General features: G+C 73.9%; 12 protein-coding genes, 1 tRNA gene and 1 pseudogene. 8 read left to right on the forward strand and 6 right to left on the reverse strand.

Translation table 11 applies throughout. From position 1 onward, the window contains the following. Positions 1 to 257 precede the first annotated feature (257 nt). On the forward strand, positions 258 to 449 hold the full coding sequence (locus MHW47_RS23765; RefSeq protein WP_239225810.1) for a hypothetical protein: 192 nt from the start codon (positions 258 to 260) through the stop codon (positions 447 to 449). Positions 450 to 486: 37 nt separating this feature from the next. Here the strand turns inward: MHW47_RS23765 and MHW47_RS23770 are convergent, their stop codons facing one another. From MHW47_RS23770 to MHW47_RS23780, 3 genes are all read right to left on the reverse strand, one after another. Continuing rightward, the gene (locus MHW47_RS23770; protein ID WP_239225811.1) at positions 487 to 741 is read right to left on the reverse strand and encodes a DUF6332 family protein; all 255 of its coding nucleotides are present in this window, start codon (positions 739 to 741) and stop codon (positions 487 to 489) included. A gap of 44 nt (positions 742 to 785) precedes the next feature. After that, positions 786 to 1,253, reverse strand: coding sequence for an iron chaperone (locus tag MHW47_RS23775; protein WP_239225812.1), 468 nt, complete (start codon positions 1,251 to 1,253; stop codon positions 786 to 788). 62 nt (positions 1,254 to 1,315) lie between these two features. Beyond that, entirely contained in the window at positions 1,316 to 1,786 is a 471-nt protein-coding gene (locus MHW47_RS23780) for a helix-turn-helix transcriptional regulator (RefSeq protein WP_239225813.1), read from the reverse strand. 177 nt (positions 1,787 to 1,963) lie between these two features. Here MHW47_RS23780 and MHW47_RS23785 point away from each other — a divergent pair, with 177 nt between their 5' ends. Further along, a complete protein-coding gene (locus MHW47_RS23785; protein ID WP_239225821.1) occupies positions 1,964 to 2,752 on the forward strand; it encodes a VOC family protein in 789 nt (262 codons plus the stop codon). A 64-nt stretch (positions 2,753 to 2,816) separates the two neighbouring features. Here the strand turns inward: MHW47_RS23785 and MHW47_RS23790 are convergent, their stop codons facing one another. Then, positions 2,817 to 3,614 (reverse strand): hypothetical protein, encoded by a 798-nt coding sequence (locus MHW47_RS23790; RefSeq protein ID WP_239225814.1) that lies wholly within the window; start codon positions 3,612 to 3,614, stop codon positions 2,817 to 2,819. 105 nt (positions 3,615 to 3,719) lie between these two features. Between MHW47_RS23790 and MHW47_RS23795 the strand changes: the two genes are divergently transcribed. The 3 genes from MHW47_RS23795 to MHW47_RS23805 all read left to right on the forward strand — a co-directional run bounded on the left by MHW47_RS23795 (position 3,720) and on the right by MHW47_RS23805 (position 5,327). After that, the gene (locus MHW47_RS23795) at positions 3,720 to 4,115 is read left to right on the forward strand and encodes a DUF6153 family protein (RefSeq protein WP_239225815.1); all 396 of its coding nucleotides are present in this window, start codon (positions 3,720 to 3,722) and stop codon (positions 4,113 to 4,115) included. A 124-nt stretch (positions 4,116 to 4,239) separates the two neighbouring features. Next, positions 4,240 to 4,878, forward strand: coding sequence for a DUF305 domain-containing protein (locus tag MHW47_RS23800; RefSeq protein ID WP_239225816.1), 639 nt, complete (start codon positions 4,240 to 4,242; stop codon positions 4,876 to 4,878). A 107-nt stretch (positions 4,879 to 4,985) separates the two neighbouring features. Further along, positions 4,986 to 5,327 carry a DUF5713 family protein gene (locus MHW47_RS23805; RefSeq protein WP_239225817.1) on the forward strand — a complete coding sequence of 114 codons (342 nt, stop codon included), beginning with the start codon at positions 4,986 to 4,988 and terminating at the stop codon, positions 5,325 to 5,327. A 21-nt stretch (positions 5,328 to 5,348) separates the two neighbouring features. Here the strand turns inward: MHW47_RS23805 and MHW47_RS23810 are convergent, their stop codons facing one another. After that, on the reverse strand, positions 5,349 to 7,649 hold the full coding sequence (locus MHW47_RS23810; protein WP_239225818.1) for a hypothetical protein: 2,301 nt from the start codon (positions 7,647 to 7,649) through the stop codon (positions 5,349 to 5,351). 2 nt (positions 7,650 to 7,651) lie between these two features. Then, positions 7,652 to 7,724: transfer RNA gene (locus tag MHW47_RS23815), tRNA-Gln, on the reverse strand. 234 nt (positions 7,725 to 7,958) lie between these two features. Between MHW47_RS23815 and MHW47_RS23820 the strand changes: the two genes are divergently transcribed. The 3 genes and pseudogenes from MHW47_RS23820 to MHW47_RS23830 all read left to right on the forward strand — a co-directional run. Then, positions 7,959 to 8,945 carry a hypothetical protein gene (locus MHW47_RS23820; protein ID WP_239225819.1) on the forward strand — a complete coding sequence of 329 codons (987 nt, stop codon included), beginning with the start codon at positions 7,959 to 7,961 and terminating at the stop codon, positions 8,943 to 8,945. A 49-nt stretch (positions 8,946 to 8,994) separates the two neighbouring features. Continuing rightward, complete coding sequence (locus tag MHW47_RS23825; protein WP_239225820.1) at positions 8,995 to 10,839, forward strand: HSP90 family protein; 1,845 nt, start codon at positions 8,995 to 8,997, stop codon at positions 10,837 to 10,839. A gap of 2 nt (positions 10,840 to 10,841) precedes the next feature. Further along, positions 10,842 to 11,900: pseudogene (locus tag MHW47_RS23830) on the forward strand (hypothetical protein); the annotation flags it as partial.

The following is an 11,900-nucleotide window of genomic DNA, read 5'->3' on the forward strand; positions in this document are numbered from 1 at the left end:
CAGCGGGCGGCGGCGGTGGTGCGGCGCGGTGGCGGCGTCGGTCGTCATGGCGAGTCCCTTCTCGGCGTCGGCGCGGTGCCCGAACCGTAGGTGCGACTCCACCCGCCCCGCGTCATACCGGGGTGCCAACCCGGCTGTCATACCCCAGTTGCAGACCGGCGGGCACACGGCCCGGAGACAGCGGGCTGCGATCTTCCGGGTAAGCCCAACTCCACGTAAAAGCAAGCGCCTTGACGGCGCAACGCAACGGGGTCCGCGTGGAGGTTCTCGTCCCGGCGGAACCGGTCAAACACCGGCTCGTACGGGTCGAGGGGTGGCGGTTCGGTTCCTGCGCCCTGACCCAGAGCAGCGGGCGCGACAGCCGCATCCTCGGCCGCGTCAACACCCTTCTCAGTACGGCGAGTTCGGCGTTCTCCCTGACCCGGAATTTGCTGCCTCCCGGCAACTGAGCCCCGCGCCGGGGTGTGGTCCGGGCCGGGCCCGCGTTCAGTGCCCCTGCCGCCGCCACCCGTCGAACCGGCGCAGCACCCGCACCACCCGCCACACCCCGGCCGCCGCCCCGGCGACCGCGCCGCCGGTCAGCGTGTCGTGGCGCGCCTCACCGGTCAGCCCGACGAGCACGGCGAACCCGGCGACCAGCGCGAAGACGGCCGCGGCCAGCACGGCGCCGGTGACGAGCGCGAAGACGATCTCCACCGTCATCGCGTCCTTCTCCCACCGGGACTCACGGCCCATGTCCATGCGGCCAGTCTCCCATCGCCGGACGAAGACACCGAGGGAGAATGTCAGCCGGCGGCCTGCGCGACGAGCGCGGTGATGCGGGCCTCGACCTCCTCGGTCAGCTGGGTCAGAGCGTACGCGGCCGGCCACATCGCGCCGTCGTCCAGGGCGGCCTGGTCGCTGAACCCCAGCGTGGCGTAACGGGACTTGAACTTCTCCGCGCTCTGGAAGTGGCAGACGACCCTGCCGTCCCTGGCGTACGCCGGCATCCCGTACCAGAGCTTGGGCGCCAGCTGGGGCGCGGTGGCCCGGACGATGGCGTGGACACGCTCGGCGAGGACGCGGTCGGCGTCCCCCATCTCGGCGATCTTCGCGAGGACGTCCTGCTCGGCGGCCGCCTCCTTCTCCGCGCGGGAGGCGCCGCGCCGGGCGGCCGCCTTCTTCTCCTCGCGTGCGTGCTCCTTCATCGCGGCCCGCTCCTCGGCCGTGAATCCGTTGTAGTTGCCGGTGGACGTCGACTTCGTGGACGGCATGGTGGGTGCACCTCTCGTGCGGAACGGCTGGTGAAGGGGGAGGGGGAGTGGCTGCCCCGGAACTACGGTAGGGGCCGGTGGGGTGCGAGGGCTTCTTGATTCCTGACCGTTCGCGCCACCCGCTGCGCCAGGCACACCGGCAGGTCCTCGACACCGGCCGGGGCGACCGCCGCGCGGGGCCCGCCGCCCGGTCCGGTCGCGTTCCCGGCGCAGCCCCGGAAGGACTCCGGCGTCAGGCCCACCAGTTCGGCGAACCGCGTGGCGAAGATCCCCGGAGTCGCGCATCCCACCGCGCGGCGGACGGCGTCCACCTCGAGGTCGCCCCGCAGCAGCAGAGTGGCCCGGTCGATGCGGCGCGCGGTCAGGTAGGCGTACGGGGACATGCCGTAGGCCGTACGGAACTGCCGGCTGAGGTGCCCGGCGGGGATGTGTGCGGCGCGTGCCAGCGCCTCCACGTCCAGCGGCTCGCGGTACTCCCGGTCGATGCGGTCGCGCACCCGGCGCAACCAGGGATGGATGCGTGGACTGTCCATGACGTGCAGGCTAGGTACGCCCGCGCCCCGCCCGCTTCTCGATTCCTGACGAACCGCTCCGCCACCTCCGGCGCGTCCGGGCGGTTCACCTGCCTGGACCGATACCCTCCGCGCGAATCGGGTAAGGACGCTCAGTCCGTCCCCGAGACCCGCCCCCCGGAGGCACCCGTGCCCGACATGAACGGCCCCTACAAGCCCGGCACCCCCTGCTGGATCGACCTCATGGTCCCCGACCAGCAGGCGGCCCTCGACTTCTACTGCGACCTCTTCGGCTGGCAGGGCGAGGTCGGCCCGCCGGAACAGGGCGGCTACTCCCTCTGCACCCTCAAGGGCAAGCCGGTCGCCGGGATCATGAAGGCGATGAACCCGGACGGCACGGTGCCCGACCCGATGCCGCCGACCGCGTGGACGACGTACCTGTCGACGGACGCCATCGACTCCGTGCTCGCCTCCGTCACGGACGCCAGCGGCCACGTCGTCGTGGGCCCGATGGACGTCATGGACCTCGGCCGGATGGCGGTTGTCACCGACCCGGCGGGGGCCGCGTTCGGCCTGTGGCAGCCCGGCACCTTCGACGGCGCCGCCATCGTCAACGAGCCCGGCGCGCTGATCTGGAGCGAACTCGTCACCCCCGACCCGGCGGCGGCGTCGGCCTTCTACTCGTCCGTCCTGCCGGTGACCACGGCACCCTCCGAGATGGAGGGGGCCGAAGGCTACATCGAGTTCCGGGTCGCCGGACGGCCGGTGGGCGGGATCATGGACCTCGGCATGATGCCCGACGGCGTGCCGCCGCACTGGCAGGTGTACTTCAACGTGGACAGCGTGGACGACGTCCAGTCGGCGGCCGTCCGTGCCGGGGCGACCGTCCTGGCGCCCGCCTTCGACATGGTCGCCGGCCGCATGGCGGTCCTGGCCGACCCGCAGGGCGGATCGTTCGCCGTCATCGCCCCGCGGGGCTCCGCCTGACCCGGCGGCCGGAGGCGGACACGGGGCCGCCCGGACGGGCCCGGCCCCCGGGGCGCGCCGGGGCTCAGAGGGGGAGTACGGGACGGGTGGTGACGTCCTCGTACATGTCCTCGCCCTCCGGCCCGTACACGAACTCCGCCATGAACGGGTTGCGGTTGGCGGTGGCCAGCGGGAGCCAGCCCAGTACGCTGCCGTAGCCTCCGCACACCGACTCGCCGCCGTCGCCGCCGTGGACCGCGGTGGGGTCGCTGGAGATCTCGGAGCGGTAGGTGTCGTACGCGATGCGCAGGCCGAAGGCGTTCGGCTCCTTCAGGGGGCCGAACGGCTCGCCGTACGGGAGGCGGTCGAGGGGGCATTCGTCGCCCCACCGAAACAGGGTCGCCGCTCCGGCCCCGCAGGCGTGCTCCCACTCGTCGGGGCCGGGCAGGCGCAGACCGCGCGCCGCGAGGGCGGCCGGCATGTCGGCCGGAGGGGCCGTCAGTTCCTCGCCCTCCACGGCCATGAGGACGGTCGCCAGACGCACCGTCCGGGGTGCGGTGAGCACCTGCGCGAGGTGGCCGCGCAGATCGGGCGCGCACCCGAAGCCCTGCGCCACGCTCTGCGCGTAGTCGGCGCTCTGCTCCGGCGTCGGCTGCCACGCGTCCGGGTCGAAGCCGACCCGCACCACGCCGCCGGGTATCAGGGCGAACTCCTGGCCGTCCCGCTCGATGAGGACACGGTGCAGCGGCGCCCCCAGGTGCTCGGTGGCCTCGACGAGCGTCACCCGGCCGCCCACCAGGCCGGCGGCCTCCCGGGCGGTGCGGTGGGCGGCGGTCCGGTCGAAGGTCCGCCAGTGGTCGAGCGTGAGCGCGGCAAGTGACATGGGCGGCAGTGTGGCACGCCGGACCGACACACCATCGCGACGGCCCGATCGTGCCGCCGGCGCCCCCTGCCCGGTGCGGCGCGCTCCGCCTCGTACGATGAGGCGGTGACCACGCGCAGCCGTACCCGCAGCCTGCCCACCGGGCGGCTGTACGCGCTGCTGGTCCTCGCGGTGCTGGCCGGCGTCCTGGGCATGCACGCCCTGCCCGCCGACGCCTTCCCCGCGGCCCGGGCCGACCACGCCATGACGATGCCCCAGGCGCAGAGCGGGTCCGCCGGGGCCGGGCAGTGCGCGCACCCGGACGACGGCACGGGCCGTCCCGACCACGCCGACGGGATGTGCGCGGCGCCCGGGGTCGGTGCCCCGTACACCCCGCCCGCTCCGAGCGCCGTGCTCAGCGGCGCCCCGGCCACCGCCGTGCGGCCGGCCGGCGTGCCGGAGTCGGCCCGGGCGGTCCGGGCGCCGCCCGACCTGTCCGAACTGCAACTCCTGCGGATTTAGAGCGCGGCCCGGACGGCACCCGCTCGCCCGGCCTCCGGGCGCCGGTGCCGTGCCACGCCCTGCCCTCTTCCACAGAACCCACCGCGCGCCCACCGGGCGACGCGCGTCAAGGAGTTGCACCACGATGACCCACAACCGCCCGACCTTCCGCCGTGCTGCCGCCCTCGTGGCCGCCGGCACCGCCTGCCTGCTGCTGACCGCCTGCGGCGGCGACGGCGACAGCACCACCCCCGCCCACGGCAGCCACGCCTCCGCTTCGGCCTCCGCTTCGGCACCGGCGTCGGCGGGGCGGCACAACGCCGCCGACACCGCGTTCGCGCAGGGGATGATCCCGCACCACCGCCAGGCCGTGGAGATGGCCGGACTCGCGCCGGACCGAGCGGGTTCGGCGCAGGTCAAGAAGCTCGCCGAGGACATCGAGAAGGCCCAGGAGCCGGAGATCAGGACGCTCTCCGGGTGGCTCGCCTCCTGGGGCGAGGACGTCCCGGCCGAGGGTTCCACGGACCATTCCGGCCACACCATGGGCGGCATGGGCGGCATGATGACCGCCGAGGACATGGACGCGCTGAAGAAGGCGAAGGGCCGGGCGTTCGACAGGGCGTTCCTGAAGATGATGATCGAGCACCACGAGGGTGCGGTGGACATGGCCAGGGCCGAACAGTCCGGCGGCGCGCACGCCCCGGCGAAGAAGATGGCCGGCCGGATCATCACCTCGCAGAGCGCCGAGATCGACCTGATGAAGCAGCTCATCGACCGGGGCTGACCCCCTGACCCGCCGGGGGCGACAACCGCCGTCGCCCCCGGCGGGGCCTGTTGTCAGTGGTGTCGTGCACGATGGGCACGACACCACGACCAAGGAAACGGGGCGCCATGCCGATCACGAACCAGCAGGTGGCGGAGCACGCGTTCCTGCAGCCGCTGTACGAGGACGACTACTTCCCCCCGCACCTCCTCGACGAGGGCCGGGCGATCCTGCGCCGGCTGTGCGAGTGGATCGAGGCCGAACAGCCGTCGGACCCGGCCGCCCTGTACGTGCTGTCCCGGGCCGCGACCGAGGAGTTCAACGCGCTGGAGGAGAAGTTCGAAGCGGCGGGCAGCAGCATCGAGACCGTGGCGCGCGAGGAGATAGCCGAGGACTTCTGGTTCCTCGCCACGGCCTACGGCTTCCCAGACGTGGACGTCGAGGCGATGATCGAGCCCCGCAACTGGTGAGCCCCGCGCCCGGAAGAGGCGTCACCGCATCCAGTGGCGCTCCGTCGTCCACCCCACGAGGCGCCGGGCCCGTCCGCCGTCCGCCGTGCCGTCCGGCCCGAAGGCACCGCCCTCCGCGACCAGGACCAGGCCCGCCAGCGCCGGGCCCAGACGGGTGGCCACCACGGCGGGGTGGCGGGCCGTCTCCGCCGCCATCCCGGCGAGGAAGCGCCGCCGCTCCGCCTCCGTGCACAGCGACAGGTGGAAGATCATCTGCCGCCACGCGTACGCGGCGTCCTTGATCGTGCGCAGCGGCCACCGGTCGCTCCCGACGCGCGTGACCAGCCGGCACACGGTGACGAATGAGCGGTGCGCCAGATCGGCCCAGCCGGGCTGCGGGGCGATGCCCACCCGGCCCGCCAGCGTGGCCAGGTTGTGCGTGGTGAGGATCTGCGCCTGCTCGATGACCTTCCCGTTCGCGGCGGTGGACCACCGCTGCGTCACCGATCCGGCCCGCTCCGCGCACAACCGGGCGAATCCCGGGCTGGACCGGGCCGCGTGACCGCGGGTCAGGGCCTCGCCCGCCTCCGCGATCGCCAGGTTGCGGATCGCCGCGTAGTCGATGCCGTAGTAGCGCTCGTACAGCGAGCCGGCGAGGAGGTCGCCCGCGGCGCGGGCCGCCTTCAGGAACTTCGGGCTGAACGTCCCCATGAAGATGTCGGCGGCCAGCTCCTCCACGAACGGCACCCCGAGGTCGCACTGACGGCCGAGCACACCGAACTCGCGCACCAGCGGGTTGGGCAGCAGCGTGCCGGGGAACGCCTGCACCGCCAGTTCGCCCAGCTGCCGCAGCACGGACAGCGCGCCGGCGTCGTCCGAAGCGCCCGGTACGGCGGAACGCCGGCCCGACACCGCCCGCACCCAGGGCAGTTCCTCCACCCGCACCTGCTGCTCCAGGTTGAGCAGCAGCAGGGAGCGGCGCCGGCGGAACGCCCGGTAGTTCGCCGCCATCACCGCGCGCAGCGTCTCGTCCTCGTACGCGTGCGCGGTCGCGGCGGCGACGAGCTGGGGGACCAGCTCCGCCATGACCTCGGCGGACGGGACCACCCCGCGCTCGACGAGCGTGGCGAGCGGGGCGCTCAGCGAGGCCTCCACCGTCCGGCCGATGGCCGCCGGGACGACGGTTCCGGCGGGCAGACCGGTGTCCTCGCCCTCCTGGGCCGTCACGGGGCCCAGGAGCGGCGCGACGTCGGTGATCCCGGTGTCCTGCGGAAGGACGGCGAGCCGGCGGATCATCAGCTGGGCGAGGGCGTGGTGGGAGGGGAGCGCCGCCTGATCGGCCTGACGCCGGCGCAGCTCCTGGTGCGCGTCGGAACCGGGCAGGCCCCGGCGCCGCACCATCGACCGCACGGCGTGCCGCAGCAGGCCCAGCCGGCGCGGCGTGAGCGGCCGCCCCGCGACGACCTCCTCCAGCGCCCCGCGCAGAATGCCCAGGTTCTCCTTGGGCTTGCGGTGCTTGGTGCACAGGGTGTGCCGCTCCGCGAGTTCCCGGTACCGGTCGAGCAGCGCCTCGCTCCGGGCCCGCCAGCCGGCGTCCGGGGCGAGCGCGAGGACCTCGCCGTCGCGCGCCGTGGACAGCCAGTGCGCGAGCAGTTCGTCGCCGAACGGCTGCCACACGGCCAGAGCTTCGCGTTGCGTCTCGACGGCCGGGGCGGGCCGCCGCCGCACCAGTGTGTCCACGCTCTGCGCGACGGTGCGCCGGTGGACGAAGGCGTCGGCGTCGGGCCCGGGCCGGCCGGCCGGGCGGGGCAGGAACCGCAGCCGATCGGCGAACGGCTCCAGCTCCCGTACGAGATCCAGCGCCGCGCCGTGCTCCCCGTGGCGCACCAGCCACGCGACGGTCAGCAGCGCGGCCTCCTCGGGCACGCCGACCTCGTACGCGCCGCTGTCCAGCAGGCCCCACAGCCACGCGAGTCCCGGCTCGGTGAGGCAGTGCGCGAAGAGCGCGCGCCGCTCCGCGGGCACGCCGAAGTCCCGGGCCGCGTCGGTCTCGTGGGCCTGGAGCGGGCCGCCCGCGCTCGCGGAGCCGGTGGCGAAGCCGCCCCGCAGCACCTGCGGGGTCACCCAGGACGGGAACCCGGCGACGGGGGTGCGTGAACCGACCGTGATCCGGCCGTACGCCATGCCGGCCAGCACCTCCCGCCACCGCCGCACGCGGAGTTCGGCACGGTGCCGGGTGTCGGCGTCCTGGTGGGTCAGCGCGGTCACGAAGGCCGCCGCCAACCGGCCTTCCGCGTAGGACGGGTTCGCCGCGAGGGGCTGCTGCTCAGCGTTGTCGTTCATAGCCGGCGTGGCAGGTTCCGCCCCTGCGCCCTCCGGGTCCAGAGCCCGGTGCTCTCCTGACTGAGCTACACGCCGATGCCCCGGACGGTAGTCGGTGTGATGATCATTCCACAACGGTTTTTCTGCGCCGCACCACCGCGCGCCCCGTGCACGCGGGGCCCCCGGCGCAGGCGCGGAACCCGACCCCACCCCCTTCCCGCACCCCCGCACCGGAGGCGTGGAGCATCCGTGAAGGGCCTGTGGAACCACTGTCGGCGGCGGCGCTTATGCTGCACCGAACCAGCAGGCGGGACCAGGGGAGGGCGCGGCATGTTCGGCAAGCTTTTCGGCAGGGACGAGGCGAGACCGGCGCCCGACCCGCACACGCTTCCGGCCCCGCGCCGGCCCAAGAACGGCATGTACACCCTGCGCGCCCTCGGCGACACCCGGGTCCTCGCCCTGGTGGAGGCCGCCGAAGCCGGGGACTGGGACGCGGTCCGGAAGGCACTGGCCCCCTTCGACATCGGCACCGACCACCGGGTCCTGGGCGAGTTCGCGGAGCTGGACGGCGTCGAGGAGTGGATCGGCCAGGCCGTCGAGGAGGATGGGGAACACCGGGCGACCGCCCTCCTCATCTCCGGGGCGCGCCACATCAGATGGGGCTGGGACGCGCGCACCGGAGCCCGGGCCGCGAACGTGACACGCGAGCAGTGGCAGATCTTCTACGAACGGCTCCGCATCGCCGAGGAACACCTGCTCCAGGCGGCCGAGCTGCGCCCCGAGTGGGTCACCCCCTGGCGCCAGCTCCTCATCTCCGGCCGCGGCATGTCCCTCGGATTCGACATCACCGAGGTCCGGCGCGACGCCGCCCTGCGCCGCGCCCCGCTGGACCTGGAGACCCACCTGGAGTGGCTGTCCCTGCTGCAGCCCCGCTGGAGCGGCGAGCCCGGCCAGGCCATGCGGTTCGCCCGCGACGCGTTCGCCCGCGCCCCCGAAGGCGACCGGCTCGGCTGCGTCATCGCCATGGCGCACATCGAGGACTGGGTGGAGTCGGACGAGCCGGACTGCCTGCGGACGCCCGAGATCCAGCACGAGCTGCGCCGCGCCGCCGACCACAGCATCCTGCACCCCGCCTACCCCCGGCGCCCCGGCTGGCAGCACGACTTCAACATCTTCGCGATGGCCCTCTCGCTCGCCGACGAACGCCACACGGTCAAGCGCGTCTTCCGCGCCCTCGACGGCGCCTTCACCCGCTGGCCCTGGGCCTACTTCGGCGAACCCGAGAAGCAGTTCGCCCGCCACCAGCGCCGCGCCTGAACGCCCCCGCCGTCACCCCATCCGCCCGCCTCACCCCCGGGACTGCCCGATGACTCCGCCCGACACCGCTTCGACCCAGACCGGCGACGACCGCACCTTCCAGGTGGACCTCCGGGGCCTCGTCGACCTCCTCTCGCACCACCTCTACTCCAGCCCCCGCGTCTACCTGCGCGAACTCCTGCAGAACGCCGTGGACGCGCTCACCGCCCGGCACATCCTGGAGCCGGCCGCCGCCGACGCGTACGGCATCCGCCTCCACGCCGACGGAACCGTCGTACGCGTCGAGGACGACGGCGTCGGGCTCACCGAGGACGACGTCCACGCCTTCCTCGCCACGATCGGCCGCAGCAGCAAGCGCGCCGAACGGATCGCGGAGCAGCGCGGCGACTTCATCGGCCAGTTCGGCATCGGCCTGCTCTCCTGCTTCCTCGTCGCCGACGAGATCCACGTCCTCAGCCGCTCCGCCCGCACCCCCGGCGCACCCGCCGTCGAGTGGCGGGGACGCGGCGACGGCAGCTACACCGTGCGCACCCTGCCCGCCACCGCCCGTCCCCGCCCCGGCACCACCGTCACCCTCACCCCGCGCACCGACGCGGGGGAGTGGACCCGCCCCGCCCAGGTCCACGCCCTGGCCCGGCAGTTCGGCTCCCTGCTCCGCCACCCCGTCACCTTCGACGACGGCACCGGCGGCCCGGCCACCCGCGTCAACCCGGAACCCGCCCCCTGGGCCCGTACCCACCCGACGCCGGGCGCCCGCTCCCGCGCGCTCGCCGCGTACGGCACGGAGGTCTTCGGGTTCGAGCCGCTGGACACCATCGACCTGGACCTGCCCGCCGTCGGGCTCAAGGGCATCGCCTGCGTACTCCCCGAAGCCGTGCCCCCCGGCCGTCGCCACGGCCACCGCGTGCACATCAAGGGCATGCTGCTCTCCGAGCAGGCGGAGGAGATCCTGCCCGAGTGGGCGTTCTTCGTCCGCTGCGTCGTGGACGCCGAGAGCCTGCGCCCCACCGCCTCCCGCGAGTCCCTGTACGAGGACGACACCCTCGCCGCCGTACGCGACGCGCTCGCCGAGCGGCTGCGCGCCTGGATCTCCCGCGTCGCCGCCAGCGACCCGGAACTCCTCTCCCGCTTCCTGCGCGCCCACCACCTCGCCGTCAAGTCGCTCGCCGTGCACGACGACGAGATCCTGCGGATGCTGCTGCCCTGGCTGCCGTTCGAGACGACGGCCGGGAGCACCAGCCTGGACGAGTTCGCCCGCACCCACCGCACGGTCCTCGTGACGAACAGCGTGGAGGAGTTCCGGCAGATCGCCGCGATCGCGTCGGCCGCCGGCCTCGGCGTCGTCAACGGCGGCTACACCTACGACCGGGAACTGGTCCACCGCCTCCCCGAGATCCGGCCCGAGGTCACCGTCGCCGACCTCGACCCGGCGACGCTCACCGCCCACCTCGACCCCGTCGAGCGCGAGACCGAACTCGCCGCCGCGCCCTACCTGGCGATGGCCCGCGACGCCCTCGCCGTCTTCGACTGCGACGTCGCCCTGCGCACCTTCCAGCCCGCCTCCGCGCCCGCCCTGCTCATCGACAGCCGCGACGCCCGGCACGAACGGACCCGCTCCCAGCTCGCCCGCGAAGGACAGGGCGGCATCTGGGGCGACATCCTCGGCGCCCTGCGCCAGGAGGCCCCGCGCGCCCAGCTGATCCTCAACCAGCTCAACCCGCTGGTCCGGACGGCCGTCGCCATCGGCGAACCCGAACTGGCCCGCACCAGCGCCGAAGCCCTGTACGGGCAGGCCGCGATGCTGTCCCGGCGCCCCCTCAGGCCCGCCGAGTCGAGCCTGATCAACCGCTCCTTCCTCGACCTCCTCGCCCACGCCCTCCGCAAGGACAGCTGACGATGCCCACCGCGCCCCAGAACACCGACGAGCTGTACGCCGGGCTCCAGGAGAACCAGCAGCGCCCCTACGGCCGCCCCCGCACCATCGCCGCCGAGGAACTCACCGACGCCGCCGAACAGCTCGGCGACCCCCTGGCCCTCGTCCGCGCCCTCCTCGCCCTCCAGGAGGCGTACACCTACGGCGCCGAACCCCGTAAGGCCCCCGTCGTCTTCGCCCGGCTGCTCAACCTCTACGACGAACAGCCCGACGTCTTCAACGAGCAACTGCGCCACCTGCTGTTCTGGCGGTTCAAGTGGGTCGCCAACGCCCTGCGCGCCCTGCCCGAGATCCCGCTGGCCGGCCTGCGCCAGTGGCTCACCGAGATGCGCGACCGGTACGAGAAGGCCGGCCTCGGCCTCCAGCCGTACTACGGACAGGTCCACCTCCTCGCCGCCCACACCGGCGCCGACGACGCCACCACCGCCTACGAGCTGTGGGCGGCCCGCAGCCGCACCCCGCTCAGCGACTGCGAAGCCTGCGAGACCTGCGAACGCGCCCTCCACCACCTGTCGACCGGCGACGACGCCCGCGCCCTGCGCGCCTGGGAACCCGTCCTCGAAGGCAAGGAGAGCTGCCAGGAGGAACCCGCCCGCTCCTTCTCGCACGCCCTGCTGCCCCTGCTGCGCACCGGTGACACCGAGCGGGCCCGCGCCGTCCACCTCGCCGGCTACCGCGGCGCCCGCCGCAACCCGTCCATGGCCGGAGAGGTCGGCCGGCACCTGGAGTTCTGCGCGCTGACCGGCAACGAGGCACGCGGTCTGGAACTGCTCGCCGAGAACCGGGTGCTGTTCGACGACGTGGACTCCCCTCAGGACCAGTACGACTTCCTGACCGGCGTGGAGGTCCTGCTCCAGCGCGTCGAGGCCCTCGGCCACGCCGAACTGCCGGTCGCCGGATACGCCGGCCGCAGCTGGACCGTCGCCGGACTGCGCACCGAGGTCCGGGGCCGGGCCGACGACCTCGCCGCCCGCTTCGACGCCCGCAACGGCACCACCGCCCACGCCGACCGGCGCAGGGCC

This window comes from Streptomyces sp. OfavH-34-F (genome assembly GCF_022347745.1).
Lineage (GTDB): Bacteria > Actinomycetota > Actinomycetes > Streptomycetales > Streptomycetaceae > Streptomyces.